Source organism: Conexibacter sp. W3-3-2 (assembly GCF_009707605.1).
In the GTDB taxonomy this organism is placed as follows: Bacteria; Actinomycetota; Thermoleophilia; order Solirubrobacterales; family Solirubrobacteraceae; genus Paraconexibacter; species Paraconexibacter algicola.
This window is the reverse complement of record NZ_WLYW01000001.1, coordinates 4,291,938-4,309,389: the sequence shown is the minus strand read 5'-3', so window position 1 is coordinate 4,309,389 and position 17,452 is coordinate 4,291,938. Positions and strand designations below refer to the sequence as shown.

At 76.7% G+C, this 17,452-nt stretch carries 12 protein-coding genes and 2 pseudogenes; 5 read left to right on the top strand and 9 right to left on the bottom strand.

Going from position 1 to position 17,452, the window contains the following annotated elements:
- The first annotated feature begins 170 nt into the window (after positions 1-170).
- On the top strand, positions 171-2,453 hold the full coding sequence (locus GKE82_RS20675; protein WP_154734614.1) for a 6-bladed beta-propeller: 2,283 nt from the start codon (positions 171-173) through the stop codon (positions 2,451-2,453).
- 323 nt (positions 2,454-2,776) lie between these two features.
- On the opposite strand, the gene GKE82_RS20670 is transcribed toward GKE82_RS20675, so the two are convergent.
- Positions 2,777-5,620 carry an AAA family ATPase gene (locus GKE82_RS20670; RefSeq protein ID WP_154734613.1) on the bottom strand — a complete coding sequence of 948 codons (2,844 nt, stop codon included), beginning with the start codon at positions 5,618-5,620 and terminating at the stop codon, positions 2,777-2,779.
- 122 nt (positions 5,621-5,742) lie between these two features.
- Between GKE82_RS20670 and GKE82_RS20665 the strand changes: the two genes are divergently transcribed.
- A complete protein-coding gene (locus GKE82_RS20665; RefSeq protein WP_154734612.1) occupies positions 5,743-6,459 on the top strand; it encodes an SGNH/GDSL hydrolase family protein in 717 nt (238 codons plus the stop codon).
- Positions 6,460-6,578: 119 nt separating this feature from the next.
- Here the strand turns inward: GKE82_RS20665 and GKE82_RS30120 are convergent, their stop codons facing one another.
- The 3 genes and pseudogenes from GKE82_RS30120 to GKE82_RS20650 form a co-directional block, all read right to left on the bottom strand.
- Positions 6,579-7,673: a phosphoenolpyruvate carboxylase gene (locus tag GKE82_RS30120; protein ID WP_255450730.1), complete on the bottom strand. Its 1,095-nt coding sequence runs from the start codon at positions 7,671-7,673 to the stop codon at positions 6,579-6,581.
- Positions 7,674-7,735: 62 nt separating this feature from the next.
- A pseudogene (locus tag GKE82_RS30115) lies at positions 7,736-9,304 on the bottom strand (phosphoenolpyruvate carboxylase); the annotation flags it as partial.
- 60 nt (positions 9,305-9,364) lie between these two features.
- Positions 9,365-11,380, bottom strand: a complete 2,016-nt coding sequence (locus tag GKE82_RS20650) for an FAD-dependent oxidoreductase (RefSeq protein ID WP_309233731.1) — start codon at positions 11,378-11,380, stop codon at positions 9,365-9,367.
- Between the two features lie 87 nt (positions 11,381-11,467).
- On the opposite strand from GKE82_RS20650, the gene GKE82_RS20645 reads away from it, so the two are divergent.
- Both GKE82_RS20645 and GKE82_RS20640 read left to right on the top strand, forming a co-directional pair.
- Positions 11,468-12,967, top strand: coding sequence for a serine protease (locus GKE82_RS20645; RefSeq protein ID WP_154734609.1), 1,500 nt, complete (start codon positions 11,468-11,470; stop codon positions 12,965-12,967).
- Between the two features lie 50 nt (positions 12,968-13,017).
- Positions 13,018-13,983: a hypothetical protein gene (locus tag GKE82_RS20640; protein WP_154734608.1), complete on the top strand. Its 966-nt coding sequence runs from the start codon at positions 13,018-13,020 to the stop codon at positions 13,981-13,983.
- 7 nt (positions 13,984-13,990) lie between these two features.
- On the opposite strand, the gene GKE82_RS20635 is transcribed toward GKE82_RS20640, so the two are convergent.
- The 4 genes from GKE82_RS20635 to GKE82_RS29135 form a co-directional block, all read right to left on the bottom strand.
- A complete protein-coding gene (locus GKE82_RS20635; RefSeq protein ID WP_107568990.1) occupies positions 13,991-14,422 on the bottom strand; it encodes a VOC family protein in 432 nt (143 codons plus the stop codon).
- 51 nt (positions 14,423-14,473) lie between these two features.
- Positions 14,474-14,821: a hypothetical protein gene (locus GKE82_RS20630; protein WP_107568989.1), complete on the bottom strand. Its 348-nt coding sequence runs from the start codon at positions 14,819-14,821 to the stop codon at positions 14,474-14,476.
- Between the two features lie 58 nt (positions 14,822-14,879).
- On the bottom strand, positions 14,880-15,830 hold the full coding sequence (locus tag GKE82_RS20625) for a hypothetical protein (protein ID WP_154734607.1): 951 nt from the start codon (positions 15,828-15,830) through the stop codon (positions 14,880-14,882).
- A gap of 340 nt (positions 15,831-16,170) precedes the next feature.
- Positions 16,171-16,788 carry a hypothetical protein gene (locus GKE82_RS29135; protein ID WP_230316240.1) on the bottom strand — a complete coding sequence of 206 codons (618 nt, stop codon included), beginning with the start codon at positions 16,786-16,788 and terminating at the stop codon, positions 16,171-16,173.
- Between the two features lie 122 nt (positions 16,789-16,910).
- Here GKE82_RS29135 and GKE82_RS30110 point away from each other — a divergent pair, with 122 nt between their 5' ends.
- A complete protein-coding gene (locus GKE82_RS30110; RefSeq protein ID WP_255450729.1) occupies positions 16,911-17,033 on the top strand; it encodes a hypothetical protein in 123 nt (40 codons plus the stop codon).
- On the opposite strand, the pseudogene GKE82_RS31630 reads toward GKE82_RS30110, so the two are convergent.
- Positions 17,015-17,431: pseudogene (locus GKE82_RS31630) on the bottom strand (RNA polymerase sigma factor); the annotation flags it as partial. The gene GKE82_RS30110 and the pseudogene GKE82_RS31630 sit on opposite strands and share 19 nt — an antisense overlap.
- Between the last annotated feature and the right edge of the window lie 21 nt (positions 17,432-17,452).

The following is a 17,452-nucleotide window of genomic DNA, read 5'->3' as shown; positions in this document are numbered from 1 at the left end:
CCGTCATGGCGGCCCGCCCAGTGGCGCTGGACCGGAGGTCTCGGGCAGCACGTGGCCTACCCGCACCGGTCCCTGGAAAAACGCGACCATCAGTCGCTGTTCCGGATTCCGGGTGCTGCACGGAACGTTGCGGGCCGCAACCGGACGGGCCCCGTGGGGTTGCGGAGGACGTGCCTCCCCGCCCGTCCGCCCGTCCGTCACGCCGGCGCCTGCTCGCGCTGCTCGCCGCCCCCGCCCTGCTGGCGCCCGCCGTCGCGGCACCGGGCGCCCGGGCCGCGGACTGCCCGGGCGCCTCGCCGTGCCCGTACACCGCGGCCGCCGAGATCGGCCAGCGCTCCGGCGGCGTGCTGCGCTTCCCGCAGTCGATCGCCGTCGCCCCCGACGGCACCGTCTACGTCGGCGACCAGCACTCGCGCGTCGTCCACGCCTTCGCCCCCGACGGGACGTTCAAGCGCGAGATCGGCGTCCCCGGCACCCGGCCCGGCGAGCTGACCGCGGTCGGGGCGCTCGCCACCGCCCCCGACGGCACGCTGTTCGTGGGCGACGGCAGCAACCGGATCGACCGCTTCGCGCCCGACGGCCGCCTGCTGTCCTCCTTCGGCCGCTCCGGCACCGCGGTCGGCCAGTTCCGCTTCGGCGGCGGCGGCGGCAACGACGCGGGCGCCGGCGGCGGGCTCGCGGCCAGCGCCACGCACCTGTTCGTCGCCGACAGCGGCAACGACCGCGTCCAGCGCTTCACCTACGACGGTGGCAACGGCGTCGAGATCGTGCCGCCCGGCCAGCTCGCCTACCCGAAGGGCCTCGCGGTCCGCAAGACCCGGCTGCTCGTGGCCGACGACCAGAACCACCGGGTCCAGGCCTACGACACCGGCGGGCGCTTCCTCGCCACGATCGGCGCCGGCTCGGGCGCCGGCCCCGGCCAGCTGAGCTTCCCCTACGGCGTCGCGCTCGACACCGCCGGACGCCTGTTCGTCGCCGACAACCTCAACCACCGGATCGTGCGGTTCGGGACCGCGCCGGACTACCGCTACGTCGCGCGCTGGGGCACGTTCGGCACGCTGCCCGGGCGACTTGCCTACGTCCGCGCCCTGGCGGTCGACGGCACCGGGAACGTCTACGTCGCGAACACCGGCAACGACCGGATCGACGTGTTCGACCGCGGCGGGCGGCTGCTGCGGAGCTTCGGGCGCAGCGGCCGCGCGCCGGGCCAGTTCAACCAGCCGTCGGGCGTCGCGGCCGACGCCGCCGGGTTCCGCGCGGTCACGGACGCCATCAACGGCCGCGTCGAGTTCCTCGACCCGACCGGTCGGGTCGTGACGAGCTGGGGCTCCCCGAACCCGGGACCGACCGTGCTCCCGCGACCGGTCGCCGTCGCGTTCGACGCCGCCGGCGACGCCTACGTGCTCGACCAGCGCCGGGCGCGGATCCTCGTGTTCCCGCGCGGGACCGGGCAGCCGTCGCGGTCGATCGCCTCGCAGGGCAGCGGTCCCGGCCGCCTGCTCGACCCGTCGGCGCTCGCGATCGACGCGCAGGGCACGATCACCGTCGCCGACACCGGCAACCGCCGCCTGGCCCGGTTCTCGACCGGCGGCACCTATCTCGGGGCGATCACCGGGACCGGCACCGTCCGCGGCGTCGCCGTGACGCCCGCCGGGGACCGCATCTACGCCGCCAACGGCGCCAACGCGATCACCGTCTACGACGCGGCCGGGACCGAGACCGCGCAGTTCGGCGGCACCGGCAACAAGCTCGGCAAGCTCAACGCGCCCGCGCAGATGACGCTCGACGGGGCCGGCAACCTCTGGGTCGCCGACCGCGGCAACAACCGCGTCCAGCAGTTCGGCCCGGACGGCGAGCGGCTGCTGACCCTCGGCGAGCGCGGGACCGGCACCGGGCAGTTCATCTTCCCGACCGGGGTCAGCGTCGACTGCAACGGCCTGCTGACGGTCACCGACAACGGCAACAACCGCGTCCAGCAGTTCGCGCTCGCGGCCCCGGCCACCCCGCCCGGGTGCGGCCAGCTGCCGGCGCTCGGCACCCCGCCGACCCCGAAGGCGCCGACGCTGCCCCCGCCCCCCGGCCCCGACCTCCAGGTCACGGCGCTGCGGACCAGCGGCATCCTGCGGACCCGCAGCCTGCCGCTGCGGCTGCGCTGCGACACCGTCTGCTCCGTGGCGATCACCGGCACCGTGCGCGAGCGGACCGCGCCGCGACCGACGAAGAAGGGCGCGAAGGCCCGCAAGGTCGTGTCGGTGCCGCTCACGCCGCTGAAGCTCGAGCTCACCGCGGCGCAGTCCCAGATCGGCCGGGTCGCGCTGGGCGCCACGCAGGCGGCGAGGCTCCGCCGCGCGCTCGCCGGCCGCCGGGGCCTGAGCGTCGGCCTAAACGTCACCGCGACCTCCGCCTCGGGGGAGCTCACGACCGTGCCGCAGACCCTCGACGCGACCGGCTGACGCCCCGGGGCGGCCGGGGGGCCGCCGGATACGTCAGCCGTACGATGTCTCGCCGCGCGACCGCCCCGATACTCCCGGCTCCACGGCACGCGCCCGGCCCCCCTCGGTGCGTCCCGTGGACCAGTTTGGCGTCCGGTGAGCGTGCCCGGACGCACCGGAGTGCGTGGTCCAGCGGGACCCGGGCGCCATCGCGGGTCAGCACCCGTGTGGTCCGGGCTCCCGGCGCACACGCTTCCGTGCCGGCAGGGGGTCGGCGCGGACCAGGGGGCGTCGCAGGCCGTCGGGGACGCGGCCGGCGTCGCCCTGTCCGCTTTTCGGTGCGGTCAGGAGGCGGGGCGGTCGCGGCGGGCCGCGATCGTGGCGAGCTGCACGCGCGAGCCGACCTCGAGCTTGCGCAGGATGTTCGAGACGTGGGTCGACACGGTGCGGCGCGAGACGACGAGCCGGTCGGCGATCTGCGGGTTCGACAGGCCCTCCGCGACGAGCTCGGCGACCCGCCGCTCGGCGGTGGTCAGCGACTCCCAGCCGGTGGCGGGCCGTGTCCGCGGCCCGCGCGCGCCGCGCCGCAGGCCGGCGGCGCGCAGCGCCCCGCCGATGCGGGTCGCCTCACGGGCGGCGCCGAGGCTCTCGGCGTGGGCGAGTCCCGTGTCGGCCAGCCGCGAGGCGTCGTCCGCGCGTCCCGCCGCGGCCAGCGCGACGACGGCGTCCGCGCACGCGGCGAGCGCCTCGAACGGCCGCGGGGCCGCGCTCGCGCGCGCCGCCGCGGCCACCAGGCCGTCGACGTCGCCGCGGGCCAGGGCGGCGCAGTGGTCCGCCAGCGCGGCCAGCGACGCGCTCTGCGGGGTCCCGGCCGCCAGCGACGCGACGTCCTCGGCGACCGCGAGGGCGCGGCTGGTGGATCCCCGGGCGACGAGCATGCGGACGAGGTCGACCGCGAACGGGCGGCGCAGCGCGGGGCGCTCCGCCGCGGCGAGCTCGTCCCACAGCGCGTCGAGGAGCACGAGCGCGGCGTCTGCGTTCCCGGAGGCCTCCAGCACGAGCGCGTGCGCGAGCGTCGCACCCGCGACGTCGTGGGCGACCGCGCCCGCCGCCTCCAGACGCGCGATCTCGGCCAGGCGCTCGCGGGCCGCGGGCAGCTCGTCGCGGCGGGCGTGCAGGACCGCGAGCGCACCGAGCGTGTCCAGCTGCCAGCCGGCCCCGGTCGCGCGCGCCGCCGCGATCGCGGCGACGTGCTCGGTCACCGCGTCGTCCCAGGCCCCGGCGGCCTGCAGCACCGCGGCGCCGAAGACGTGCAGGAAAGTCGCCGGGGCGCGCATGCCGAGCCGCTCGTAGGCGCGGTGCGCCTCCCCGAGCCGGGCGCGGGCCTCGTCGAAGCGGTCGAGGTCGGCGAGCGCGACCGCGTGGTGCAGGTGCGGATGGCTCGCGAGCACGGGCCGCGTCGGCTCGCGGGCGCCCGCGGCGACCGCGGCCGCGGTGAACCGCTCGTGCGCGACGAGGTCGCCGCGCTGGCGGGCCAGCAGGCCGCGGACGTTCAGCGCCTTGATCTCGGCGGGGATCGCGCCACTCTCCACCGCGGCCCGTCGGGCCCGCTCGGCCGCGGCGTCGGCGACGTCGGCGCCCTCGAGGAACATCGCGCCGATCGCCAGCCAGGAGAGCGCGACCGCCCGGTCGGCGGGCATGACGCCCGGGGACGCCAGGGTGGTGCGGGCCTGGTCGAGCACCTCGGGGAGCCGGCCGCGGAGCATCATCGACTCCATCAGGCCGAGGCGCAGTGCGCCCTCGCCGTCGGGATGGACGCCCTCCTCCAGCGCAGCGCGGCAGAGCGCCTCGCCCTCGTCGCGGTCACCGGCGGCGATCACGTCAAACGCGAGCTGCGCGGTGAGCAGGCCCCGCAGGGGGTCCCCGGGGGCCGCGAGCTGCAGGGCGGTGCGGCGCAGGCCCACGGCGACGTCCGGGCCGGCGAAGGCCGCTTCGGAGGCGGCGCGCGCCAGCCAGGCGACCGCCTCGCGGTCCCCGGGCTCGGCCCCGAGCGCGAGGTGCTCGGCGACGCGGCCCGCGGGCGCCCCGACGGCGGCGAGCGCGCGGCCGAGCTCCAGGTGCAGCGCGGCGCGCGCTGAGGCGGGGAGCTGGTCGGCGACGACGTCGCGGACGAGGTCGTGGCGGAACGCGAGCCCTTCGCCCTCGGCGGTGAGCAGCCCGGCGCGGGTCGCGGGCTCGAGCTCCTCCCAGAGCCGCGCGGCGGGCCGGTCGGCCAGGAGCGCGAGGTCCGCGGCGGAGAACCGGGTGCCCAGCAGCGCGGCGAGCTCGAGCAGGCGGACGGTCGCGCCGTCGAGCGCGGCGAGCCGGGCGCGCACGAGGTCGGCGAGGGTCGCGGGCAGCGGCCCGTCGCCATCGGCGAGCTCGACGCGGTCGCCGTCGCGGACGAGCCGCCCGGCGGCGCGCAGCCCGTCGACGAGCTCCCGCACGTAGAGGGGGTTGCCGCCGCAGCCGGCCACGTGGGCGCGGAGCGCCGGACCGGGGTCGCCGCCGGTGAGTGCGGCGGTGAGCTCGACCGCGCCCTGGGGCGGGAGCGGCTCGAGCGCCAGATCGACGGTCGCGTGGGCGCGGCCGGCGGCCAGCAGGCGGGCGACCGGCGTGTCGTGCGCGGGCGGTCGCGTCAGCACGAGGAGCAGCAGCGGCAGGCCCGGCGCGGCGTCGGCGAGGTGTCCGACCACGCGCAGCGAGGAGGCGTCCGCCCACTGCAGGTCGTCGAGGACGAGCAGCAGCGGGCCGCCGGCGCAGCGGTCCTCGACGGCGGCGCCGAGCTGGTCCACGACCCACAGCTCGCGGTCGCCGCCGTCGGCGCTGCCGTCGAGGACGCCGGGCGGGGCGGCCGCGAGCACGCGCCGGGCCTCCGCGAGCCGAGGCAGGTCGGGGGCGCCGTCGCCGATCGCCGCCGTCGCGGGCGCGAAGGGGCGGCGCGCGGCGAGCTCGGTGGCGCGCCCGGTCCCGACGGCCACGCCGGCGGCGCGGGCGGCGGTCGCCAGGGCCGCCGCGAGCGCGCTCTTGCCCGCCCCGGGCTCGCCCCGGACCACGGCGAGGCCCCCGCTGCCGCGTCGAGCGCGGTGCAGGGCGTCGGAGAGGGCCGCGAGCTCGGCGTCGCGGTGCAGCAGCAGCGGTGCGTGCATGACCGGCGTCGCCCGGACGAGGTGCGACAGCGGTTGACGATACGGGCCGCGGCGGCAGGGTGTCGGAACGCCCGGGCGCCCGCCGGGTGAGCCGCGGGGCCGTCTCGCCCGAACATCGTGCGATGGAGTTCGCGTACGACAACCTCAACCACCGGTCCCCGACGCTGCTGGGCCGGACGCTGAAGGCCACGCTGCCGGGCGTGCGGCTGGTCGCCGCGCAGACGCGGCCGTACGCGGCCTGGTGGCGCGCGCAGAACCTCGAGACGCTCGCCGAGCGGGATCCCGCGCCACTGTGGGTCGTGCTGGGCGACTCGATGTCGCAGGGCATCGGCGCGTCCTCGGTCCAGGGCGGCTGGGTGCCGCGCGCGCAGGTGGCGCTGCGCGACCGCGGGCTGGACACGCGGGTGCTGAACCTCTCCTTCAGCGGGGCGCGGACCGCCGACGTGCTCGAGCGCCAGCTCCCGGCGCTGCGGGACGCCGCGGTCGAGCCGGACGTCGTGACGCTGCTGATCGGCAGCAACGACCTGCTGCGCCGCAGCCTGCGCGCGGAGCTGCTCGACCGCTCGCGCGAGCTGCTCGACGCCCTCCCCCACGGGACGCTCGTGGCGACGACCCCCGGGTACGGGCGGCTCGGCGAGGTCGCGACGCTCGTGAAGGCGCACCCGGCGCTCGTGCCGGTGCCGCTGAGCTTCGGGCGCGGCGAGGTCGCGCAGGACCGCTTCCACCCCGACGACCGCGCCTACGCGCGGCTCGCGCGGACGTTCACGGACCCGCTGGTGCGCGCGGTGCGCCAGGGGACACGGTCGTTCTCCACCGCCGGAACCCTCGATCATGGGTAGAGGGTTCGCGACGACCCGGAGATCCCAGCACCGGACGGCGATCCCGCGGTCACCGACCCGCCGCGACCCGACCCTCGACCCGTGCTCGAGGGTTGCTCGCCGGTTGACGGAATCCCGGATCAGCCGGTGTTCCGCAGCCCGCCGGCGATCCCGTTGATCGCCAGGAAGCTCGCCCGCGCGAGCTCCGGGTCCTCGTCGCCGGCACGGCGGCGACGCAGCAGCTCCACCTGCACGAACGACAGCGGGTCGACCGACGGGTTGCGGCGCGCGATCGACCGCTGCAGCACCGGGTCGCGCGACAGCAGCGCGTCCTGCCCGGTCACCGCCAGCAGCTCCGCGATCGTGCGCTCCAGCTCCTCGCGGATGCGCGGCCACAGCCGCTCCCGCAGCGCCGCGTCCTGCACGAGCGCCGCGTAGCGCGCGGCGATCACCGGATCGGCCTTCGCGCACGCCATCTCCGCGTTGGACAGCAGCGCGGCGAAGAACGGCCAGCCGGCCTCCATCTCGCGCAGCAGCTCGACGCCGTGCTCCTCGCGGGCGGCGCGCAACGCGGTGCCGAGCCCGAACCAGGCGGGCAGCACGATCCGCGCCTGCGTCCAGCTGAACACCCACGGGATCGCGCGGAAGTCCTCGATCCGGTCGGTCTGCCGGCGCTTCGCCGGCCGCGAGCCGAGCCGCAGGCGCGAGATCTCGTCGACCGGCGTCGCCGCGCGGAAGAACGCCACGAAGTCGGGATCCCCGTAGACGAGGTCGCGGTAGACGCCCGCCGAGCGCTCCGCCATCGCCTCGAGGACCGGCTCGAAGCGCGCGCGCTGCTGCGCGGACAGCTGGGCGTCCCCGGGTCCCGCGCCGCGCAGGAGCGCCGCCGAGGTCGTCAGCTCGAGCTCGCGATGGGCGATCTCCGGCACCGAGTACTTGTCCGAGAGGACCTCGCCCTGCTCGGTCACCTTCAGCCGGCCCCCGACCGTGCCGGGCGGCTGCGCGAGGATCGCGACGTTGCTCGGCCCGCCGCCGCGGCCGACGGCCCCGCCGCGGCCGTGGAAGAACGTCCACCGCAGCCCGTGCTCGCGCAGCACCTCGACCAGCTGGAGCTGCGCGCGGTACACCGCCCAGCCCGACGCGACGTAGCCGACGTCCTTGTTGGAGTCGGAGTACCCGACCATGATCTCCTGCTCGTCGCCGAGCGCCGCGAGCGCCCGCCGGTAGCAGGGCATCCGCACGAGCGTGCGCATCGTCTCGCCCGCGGCGGCGAGCGTCTCCCCGCCTCGAACAGCGGGACGACGCGCATCAGCGCACCGGCGCCCCCGGCCTTCGTCAGCCGGCACTCCTTCATCAGCAGCAGCACCTCGAGCAGGTCCGCCGGGGTCTCGGTGCCGGAGACGATGTAGGTCAGCAGCGCGTCCGCGTGCTCCCCGGTGCGCTGCGCGTAGAGCATCCGGAACGTCTCGACCGTCTCCTGCGTCGAGGCGCTGAAGCCCGAGGTGTCCGCGGGGATCAGGGGCCGGCGGGCCTCGATCTCGCGCTCGAGGATCGCGCAGCGGTCGGCCACCGAGCGCTGCGCGTAGTCCTGCTCGAGCCCGAGCTCGGCAAGGATCTCCCCGATCGCGTGCCGGTGGATGCCCGCGTGCTCGCGGACGTCGAGGCGCATGAAGTGGAAGCCGAAGACCTCGACCTGGCGGATGACGTCCTGCAGCTCCCCCGCGGCGACGTGGCGGCCGTTGCCGTCCTGGAGCGCGTCGCGGCAGGCGCGGAGGTCCGCGAGCAGCTCGTCGGGACCGCGGTAGCCCTCGAGGTCGCCCTCCCAGGTGGCCCGGAGCCGCCGCGCGATCAGGGTGAACGCCCGCCGGTAGGGCTCCTCGGGGTTGCGCAGGCGCAGGCCCTCGGCGAGCTCCGGGAACCGCTCGGTGCCGTCGGCGAGGACGTCGGCGAGCGCGGGCGGGTCGCCGACCAGCCGCGAGCTGAGCGACACGCGCGCGGCGAGGTCCATCGCGCGGTCGCGCAGGAACCGCAGGCACGCCTCGCGCATGTCGGCGAGCGCCTGCACGGTCACGTCGGGCGTCACGAACGGGTTGCCGTCGCGGTCGCCGCCCATCCAGGAGCCGAACCGCAGCAGCGGCGGCACGTCGATGTCCTCGTCCGGGTAGGTCTCGGCGATCGCGGCCTCGAGCTCGCGGTAGAGCTGGGGCACGACGTCCGCGAGCGTCGAGGTGACGTACAGCAGGCCGGTGCGGACCTCGTCCAGGACGGTCGGCGAGACCGCGCGGATCTCGTCGGAGCCCCACAGCTCCTGGACGGCGGAGGCGAGCTGCATCGCGGCGACCGCCTCGGACTCGACGGTCGGGCGCCGCTCGTCGAGTCCGCGGAGCACGGCGAACACGCGGGCGAGCTTCTCGAGCGTCGTGCGGCGCCGCGCCTCGGTCGGGTGTGCGGTCATCACGAGCTGCACCTGGGCGCGGCCGAGCAGCCGCCGCAGGACGTCGGCATCGACCCCGTCGGCGGCCAGGCGGCCGACCGCGTCGCGCAGCGACCCGCGCCGCGGGCCCGGGGCCTCGGCGAGCTCGCGGGCGCGGATGCGCCGCACGCGCTCGTTGTCCTCGGCGAGGTTCGTGAGCTGGAACCACCGGGTCAGCGAGCGGATCAGCACCTGCAGCTCGTCCGGCGCGAGGCCCGCGACGAGCGCGGCGAGCTCGTCGGCGGCCGCGTCGTCGCCGCCGCGCAGCCGGTCGCCGAGCGCGACCGCGCGCCGGTGGAGCGTCAGCGCGCCCTCCCCCTCGGCCTCGCGGATCACGTCCTCGAGCACGCCACGGATGAGCTGCTCGTCGTCGGAGAACGTCCTCGTGGTCACCCGCCGCAGGCTACGGGAGCGGTCCGGGCGCCACCCTGGACCGCCGGTCGGATCCGGTGCTCAGAGCCGGGCGGCCAGCCGTGTCGCCCCGTCGATCGCGCGCTTGGCGTCGATCTCCTGCGCGCGCTCGGCACCGCCGACGACGTGGACCTCGAGGCCGTCGAGCCCCGCGAGCAGGTCGGTGCGGGACTCCTGGCCGGCGCAGACGACGACGTGGTCGACCGCGAGCGTGCGCGGCGCCCCGGCGACGGTGACGTGCAGGCCGTCGTCGTCGATGCGCTCGTAGGTGACGGCCGCGAGCTGCTCGACGCCCTTGTGCACGAGCGCGGCGCGGTGCACCCAGCCGGAGGTCTTGCCCAGGCCGCGGCCGATCCGCCCGTCGGTGCGCTGCAGCAGCGTGACGCGGCGGGGGGACGGCTCGACGGCCGCGGCGGTGAGGCCGCCGGGGTGCTCCTGCGGGTCGGCGACGCCCCACTCGGCGGCCCAGGCCGCGGGGTCGAGGGTCGGCGACCGGGTGTGGGTGAGGAAGGCGGTGACGTCGACGCCGATGCCGCCCGCGCCGACGACGGCGACGCGCTCGCCGACGGGCGCCCCGCGCAGGACGTCGGTGTAGCCGAGCACGCTGGAATGGTCGATGCCGGGGATCGCGGGGACGCGCGGCCGCACGCCGGTGGCGAGGACGATCGCGGCGTGGCCGGCGGCGCGCAGCTGCGCGGCGGTGACCTCGTGCCCGAGGTGGAGGGTGAGCCGTGGGGCGAGCAGTTCGATGCGCCGGGCGTAGTAGCGCAGCGTCTCCGCGAACTCCTCCTTGCCGGGGACGCGCCGGGCGAGGTCCCACTGGCCGCCGATCTGCTCGCCGGCCTCGTACAGGTCGACGGCGTGACCGCGCTCGGCGAGCGTCACGGCGGCGGCCAGGCCCGCGGGCCCGGCCCCCACGACGGCGTGGCGGGCGGGGGTCGCGGCGGGCTCGATCCGCAGCTCGGTCTCGTGGGCGGCGCGCGGGTTGACGAGGCAGCTGGCGCGCTTCTTGCGGAAGACGTGGTCCAGGCAGGCCTGGTTGCACGCGACGCAGGTGTTGATCTCGTCGCTGCGCCCGGTGCGGGCCTTGGCGACCCAGTCCGGGTCGGCCAGCAGCGGGCGCGCCATCGAGACGAGGTCGGCGGTGCCGTCGGCGACGAGCCGCTCGGCGAGGTCGGGCATGTTGATCCGGTTGGAGGTGACGAGCGGCAGGTCGACGTGCTCGCGCAGCTTGCGGGTCACCCAGGTGAACGCGCCGCGCGGCACGGAGCTGACGATCGTGGGCACGCGGGCCTCGTGCCAGCCGATGCCCGTGTTGATGATCGTGGCCCCGGCGGCCTGCACGGCGCGGGCGAGCTCGACGATCTCCTCCCAGCGCTGGCCGTCGGGGACGAGGTCGAGCATCGACAGGCGGTACATGACGATGAAGTCGTCGCCGACGAGCTCGCGGGTGCGCAGCAGGATCTCGATCGGGAGCCGCATGCGGCCCTCCGCGTCGCCGCCGTACTCGTCGTCGCGGTGGTTCGTGCGCGGCGCGAGGAACTGGTTGATGAGGTAGCCCTCGGAGCCCATGATCTCGACGCCGTCGTAGCCGGCCTCGCGGGCGAGCGCGGCGCAGCGGGCGAAGTCCTCGACGACGTCGCGGACGCCGTCGGTCGACAGGGCGCTCGCGCGGAACGGGCTGATCGGCGCCTTGGTGGCCGACGCGCTGACGTTCCAGGGGTGGTAGCCGTAGCGGCCGGCGTGGAGGATCTGCAGCGCGATCCGGCCGCCCTCGGCGTGGACCGCGTCGGTGACCTGGCGGTGCCGGCGGGCGTGGGCGCTGTCGGTCATGCGCGAGGCCAGCGGCAGCAGCCAGCCTTGGCGGTTGGGGGCGTAGCCGCCGGTGACGACGAGCCCGACCTCGCCGCGGGCGCGCTCGGCGAGGTAGGCGGCGAGCTTCGGCAGGTCGGCGCGGCGGTCCTCCAGGCCGGTGTGCATGGAGCCCATCACGACGCGGTTGCGCAGGGTGGCGAAGCCGAGGTCCAGCGGGGCGAGGAGGTGCGGGTAGTCGCTCACCGCGCAAATGTTACGGCCATGTAGCTTTGGCCGTCGTGGTGCCCGGTGCGGCGCGGCGGTTGCCGGCGCCCGGCATCATGGGAGGCCATGAGCGGGACCACGGGTCGGGTCGCCGCCGCGCTGCTCGCCGTCTGCGCCCTGGGCGCGACGGACGCACGCGCGGCCGACCACAGCGCACGGATCGTCGGCGGCACGCCGTCCGCGTCGGGAGCCTGGCCGGCGCAGGCCCACGTCACCGGCGACCAGGGGCTCGTCGCCACGGGCTGCGGCGGCACGCTCGTGAGCGCGCGCTACGTGCTCACCGCCGCGCACTGCGTCGGCAACGCGTTCGGGGCGGTCCTCGCCCCGTCGGCGTTCACCGTGCGGCTCGGCAGCGACATGGCCGACCGCGGCGGGCAGACCTACGCGGTCGACGCGGTCACCCGCCACGAGGGCTGGACCTCCAGCACGACCGAGAACGACCTCGCGCTGCTGCACCTCGCCCCGCCCGCCCCGCAGGAGCCGCAGACGCTCATCGCCGAGGACGAGACCGCCCTGTGGGCGCCCGGGACCGCCGCGAAGGTCATCGGCTGGGGCCTCACCTCGACCAACGGACAGGGCTCCGACGTCCTGCTCGAGGCGCCGCTGCCGATGGTCTCCGACGACGAGTGCGCGCGCGCGTGGAACGACACGTTCAAGCCCGCCAACCAGGTCTGCGCGGGCGGCGGCAGCACCGACAGCTGCCAGGGCGACTCGGGCGGACCGCTGCTCGTCCCGCGGGGCGACGGCTTCGCGACCGTCGGCATCGTCTCCTACGGCACCTCCGAGGGCTGCGCGACGCCGGGCATCCCGAGCGTCTACACGCGCATCGGCGCCCCCGCCCTGAACCAGTGGATCCGCGCGCGCGTCCCGACGTTGCGCATCCGCCCGTCGGTCGCCGGCCCGCGCGCGGGCACCGCGGTGACGCTCACCGCCGACGCCTCCGGTGCGGCCACCGCGGCCGCCGGCCAGATCGTCTGGGACCTCGACGGCGACGGCGCCTTCGACGACGCCACCGGGGCCACCGCGCCGGTGCTGTTCGCCGCCGGCCGGCGGACCGTCCGCGCCGCGGTCGCGCTGCCCGACGGGGACCGCGCCGTCGCGCGCACCACGATCGAGGTCCGCCCGGCCCGCACCGTGCCCGCGGGCGTCGCCGCGAACGGCCGCACGCTCGCCGCGATCCCGGACCCGTTCGCCGCCCCGGCGGGCGGCGCCGCACTCCTGCGCACGCAGATCGCGCGCCCGGCCCGGACCTTCGCGCTGCCGCGCCTGCGCGGCAGCCGGCTGCGCGCGACGATCGCCTGCGCGACGGCGTGCTCCGCGCGCGCGACGCTCGTCGTGAGCGCCGCGACCGCCCGGTCGCTGGGGCTGCGTTCCCGCACGATCGGCACCGGCACCGCGAAGCTCGCCGGTGCCCGGGTCGCGGACGTCACCGTGCGCGTGCCGACCGCGGTGCGGCGGAAGCTCCTGGCGCCGCGCGTCCTGCGCGGCGAGCTGCGCATCCGGGTCCGCGCGGACGGCCGGACGCTCTCCCGGACCGCCGCGGTGACCGGTCGCGCCACGCGCTGAGCCCCGCCGGGCGGGTTTCCCCGCCCCTCCACCAGGGAATTCCGGCCCGCATGCGCACGTCGCTGCACCGCCCGTTCCTGCTCGCCCTCCTCGGGGCCTCGCTCGCCGTCGCCGGCTGCGGCGACGACGGGGACGACCCGCCGTCGACCGTGGACCCGGCGGCCTTCAGCCGCGCGTTCGAGCAGGCGACCGGCGTGCAGCTCTCGGTCTCCAGCAGCTACGGCGGCACGACGAACCTGCGACGGGTCGACGACCGCCCCGACGCCCGCTACGGCTCGTTCGCGATCCGGATCACCGACGAGGACGACGACGACCGCGCGATCGCCGTCGCCACCGGCGGCGCGAGCACGCGCACGTATCCGAAGGGGGTCGAGCTGTCCTCCTACTCCGGCCCGCGCAACCCGGAGGTGCTCGAGCGCCTGGACCGTGCGGTGCGCGCCGCGCTGGCCGGACGGCAGGTGCCCGTCGGCGACCGCACGTGCGCCCAGCAGCGCCTGGACCTCACCGGTGCGCGCGAGGGCTCGTGCTGGCAGGACGGCCGCCGGATCACGGTGGCCAACGCGGGCACCGTGCTGCAGACCTCGGCGCTGCGCGCGAAGCTCGAGGGCGCGTCGACGCGCCAGGTGCTGCCGCGGGCGGAGTCCTTCCTCGAGCCCGAGCGCGCCCGCGGCCGCTTCGTGGTCGCCCGCGTGACCGTGACCAACCAGACGACGCGGCCGGTCAACTCCGTGCGCTCGAGCCTCGTCATCGGCCAGAACACCTACGCCGAGAGCTCCGCCGGCTTCCGCTACGGCGACCGCGACATCTACCCGCTGCAGCCCGGGGGCAGCGCGACGCTGACGCTCCTCTACGACATCCCGCAGGACGCCGCGCGGACCGCGCTGCAGCAGGGCGCCGTGGAGCTGCCCGGGTCGACGCTCGACGGCGGCGGCCTGTTCGACCGCGACGAGGTCGGCCGGATCCGCCTGGCGGGCGCCCCGAGCGCGAAGCTCGCCGGCGCCCGCTCCGGCGACTGAGCCGCCGTCACCCCGCCGAGGGGTGCGGCCCGTCCTGCGGGGTCGCGAACGCGCCGCCGTCGATGAGCTCGATCCGGTACCCGTCGGGGTCGGCGACGAACGCGATGCGCGGCAGGTCGTCGCGGTCCCCCGGCCGGTAGGCGGGCTTCTCGGGCTCGACGCCGAGCTGCTCGCGCAGCGTGGCGAGCGTCGCGTCGAGGTCGTCGACGGTCAGCGCGACGTGGTTGTAGCCCTCGCCGAGGTCGTAGGGCTCCTCGCGGCCGACGTTCACGGTGAGCTCGAGCTGGTCCCCCTCCCCGGGGAGGCCGAGGTAGACGTTGTAGGCGCTGTCGAAGTTCAGCTGGCCGCGGCGCTCGAAGCCGAGCGTCTCGTAGAAGCGGACCGACGCGTCGATGTCGCGGACGCGAACGCAGGTGTGGACGAGCTTGAGGGGGGACATGCAGCGAGGATCGCAAATCGCGATCCTCGCCCTGCGACGTGCCGTCCCGGCCTACCAGGGACGGCGGCGCCCGACGGCGCGGGCGACGGCGCACGGCACCGCTCCCGGGCCGTCGCGCTTGTGGGCGACCGCGGAGACGGTCCGGGCCGCCGGGGCGGGGCCGTGCTCGCTGACCCAGGCGATGACGGTGCGGCCCTCGAGGGCCGCCGGCAGCTCCTGGTCCAGCAGGTCGGCGCCGATCAGGACGACGGCGTCGGGCCGGTAGGTGAGCCCGGCCCGGGCTTCGGCGACGGAACGCCAGCTTCCCGCGAGCGTGATGTCGGGGCAGTCCCGCAGCACGCGTCCGAGCGCGTGGGACAGGAGCTGGGCCCGGTCGATGACGACGAGTTGGATGGACACGACGTGCTCTCCCCTGCGCGGTGCCGGGCGGCGGGGGCCGCCCGGCACGGTGCGCATCTCAGCCGACGCGGACCAGGAGCGAGGCCAGCAGCTCCAGGGTGGCGTCGGACACCGGCGCGCCCTCCGTGGCGGGCGCCGGTGTGACCGCCGGGGCGGGCGGGGTGGTGAGGAGCGCCGAGACCTTCGCCAGCGAGGCGGTGAGCCCCGTCAGGAGGGTGGCGGTGGCCTTGGCGCCCGTGCGGACCATGCGGTCCATGCGGTCGCCGAGGCGCTCCATGGCGCGGGCGAGGTCGTCCATGACCGTCCAGACGCGGGTCTTCAGGTCGGCGCGGACGTCGACCATGACCTTCCCCCAGACCTGGGCCTCGCGGTCCACGCGGGCGGGCAGGCCGGTGATGATCGCCTGGATCTTGGCGCTGACCCGCGTCGGGAGGTCGGTGCGGGGCATGACGCGCGCGAGCGCGGCGGCCAGGTCCTTCACGCGGACGGTGAGCCCGACGACCGCCTCGGCGATCTGCGGGCGGACGTCCTGCGGGGCGGACCGCTGGAGCTCGGCGACGAGCGCGAGCAGCGCCTCCCGCCGGGCGATCGCGGTCGCGACCGCGTCGGCGAAGGACGCGGACAGCCGGCCGCGGACGTCGTCGAGGAGGTCGGTGAACAGGACCGCGTCGTCGGTGTGCTGCTCGACGACGAGGAGAGCGCCGACCGCGAGGTCGGCCGCGGCGGGTGCGTCGGCTCCGTCACGGGCGACGGACAGGCGGCGGACCTCCTGCTCGGCGCGGGCGGCGGCGGCCTGGGTGGCGCGCAGGGTGATGCGGATGCGCGCGGTGGCGCCGAGGCGCACCGCGCGGCGCAGCGCGGTCGCCTGCTGGTCGGCGCGCTCCAGCGCCGTGGTGATGCTCGCGACGTCCGACCGGCTGGACGTCGACGGGGTCGCCGCGTGCGCCGTGGCGGCCGGGACGAGCGCTGCGCCGATGCTGAGCGCGGCGATCAGGGACTTGGACCTCATGGTGGACCTCCGTTGGGACTGGACCGCATCCTGCGGTCCGCGGGTTCCGCCGACCCTTGGGCGGGGTCGACTGCCTTCCACCACGAACGGCCACGCCCGCTGTGAGGGGGTTTGTGGCACTTGGCACCTGCGGACTCCGATGCTCGGAGTCCGTACTTCACGGTGCCGCACGACCGCCGAGCCGGGACCCGCGATGGCTGTCGCAGGTCCCCGGGGAACGTCCAGTGGTGGTGGGCCTCCGCACCCCGACGCCCCGGCCACACGACGACGACGGGCGCGCCGTGGGCGCGCCCGTGCTGGACGAACGTCGGAGGGGGCGGCGTCCTGCGCCGCCCGCCTTCTAGGGCCTGCCGCCGAGGATCGACTCGACGAGCTTCAGCGCGTCGCCGCTGGCCTTCTCGGCGATCTGCGTGCCGAAGTCGGTCGCCTTGCGGGCGGTCGGGTTGCCGGTCGCGGCCGCCGCCTTGCGGGCGGTCTGGAGGCTCGATCGCGTGATCTGCCGGGCGCTGCGCACGGCGGTGACCGCCGGCTGACGCGGCGCGGAGCGCGGACGCGCGACGGCGCGCACCCGCCGGGCCTTCGCGGCCGTCCGCTGCTTGGCGACCGCGCGGCGTCGCGTGCGCGCCTTCGCCCGGTGCTGCGCCGGGGCGACGGATGCGCGCTCGTGCGAGGAGCTGTCCAGCGGGGTGGCGGTCGCGAGGATGCTCCGCGGGACGGCGGGCGCCGGTCGCGGCGTGGCGGCGGGGGCCGCGGCCTTCGGCACGGGCGGCGCGAAGCGCTCGGACTCCAGCGCGTTGACGCCGACGCCGACCCCGGCGGTGACCGCGACGACCGCGGCGAGCTTCGCGCTGAGCCCGGTGCCGAGCGTGAGCGCCCCGCCGGTGGCGACGGCGCCGCCGCCCGCGCCCGCCCCGAGCAGGACGGGCAGGGCCAGCGCGGGGCCGAGCGGGAAGAGCACCCGCAGGTCGCGCCGCCGCGTCGCGAGGGCGACGCGCGGCGTCGCGACAGTCGGTGCAGCCGGTGAGGTGGGCGCGGATCACGCGGCCGTGCGCGGTGCGCCCGTCGGAGCTGATCCGCGACATGACGACGTCGCAGCTCGCCGACCGCGCCTCGCGGAAGTCGACGAGCGCGGCGCGGCCGTCGGCGACCGCGCGGCGGGCGGCCGACGGCGAGACGCCGAGCACGTCGCCGATGTCGGTGTAGCCGAGCCCGTCGAGCTCGCGCATGACGAGCGCGCCCCGCTGCTGCGTCGGCAGCCGGCGCAGGTCGCCGACGAGCTCGCGCAGGCGGTCGCGCACGTCCGCCGTCTCCTCGACGGCGGTGACCGCGATCTCGTCCACGACGAGGTCGACGGAGACCGCGTCGCGGCGGCGCCGCAGCACGTCGACGGCCGCGTTGTGCGCGATCCGGTAGAGCCAGGGCCGCAAGGTCATGTCGCGCGAGGCGCCGGGCAGCGCCCGGTAGGCCGAGAGCATCGCGTCCTGCGCGACGTCGCGGGACTCCTCGGCGTCACGCAGCAGCGTTCGGCAGTAGCGCTCCAGCCGCGGCAGGTAGCGCGCGTAGATGGCGGCGAAGGCGTCGTCGTTCCCGGCGGCGACCATCCGTGCCAGCGTCTCGTCCGG

Excerpts from the sequence above, each read along its gene's own strand:
- GKE82_RS30120 (WP_255450730.1), bottom strand. The coding sequence starts at position 7,673 with ATGCCCTGCTACCGGCGGGCGCTCGCGGCGCTCGGCGACGAGCAGGAG.
- GKE82_RS20645 (WP_154734609.1), top strand. The coding sequence starts at position 11,468 with ATGAGCGGGACCACGGGTCGGGTCGCCGCCGCGCTGCTCGCCGTCTGC.
- GKE82_RS20670 (WP_154734613.1), bottom strand. The coding sequence starts at position 5,620 with ATGCACGCACCGCTGCTGCTGCACCGCGACGCCGAGCTCGCGGCCCTC.
- GKE82_RS30110 (WP_255450729.1), top strand. The coding sequence starts at position 16,911 with ATGACGACGTCGCAGCTCGCCGACCGCGCCTCGCGGAAGTCGACGAGC.
- GKE82_RS20635 (WP_107568990.1), bottom strand. The coding sequence starts at position 14,422 with ATGTCCCCCCTCAAGCTCGTCCACACCTGCGTTCGCGTCCGCGACATC.
- GKE82_RS20625 (WP_154734607.1), bottom strand. The coding sequence starts at position 15,830 with ATGAGGTCCAAGTCCCTGATCGCCGCGCTCAGCATCGGCGCAGCGCTC.
- GKE82_RS20640 (WP_154734608.1), top strand. The coding sequence starts at position 13,018 with ATGCGCACGTCGCTGCACCGCCCGTTCCTGCTCGCCCTCCTCGGGGCC.
- GKE82_RS20665 (WP_154734612.1), top strand. The coding sequence starts at position 5,743 with ATGGAGTTCGCGTACGACAACCTCAACCACCGGTCCCCGACGCTGCTG.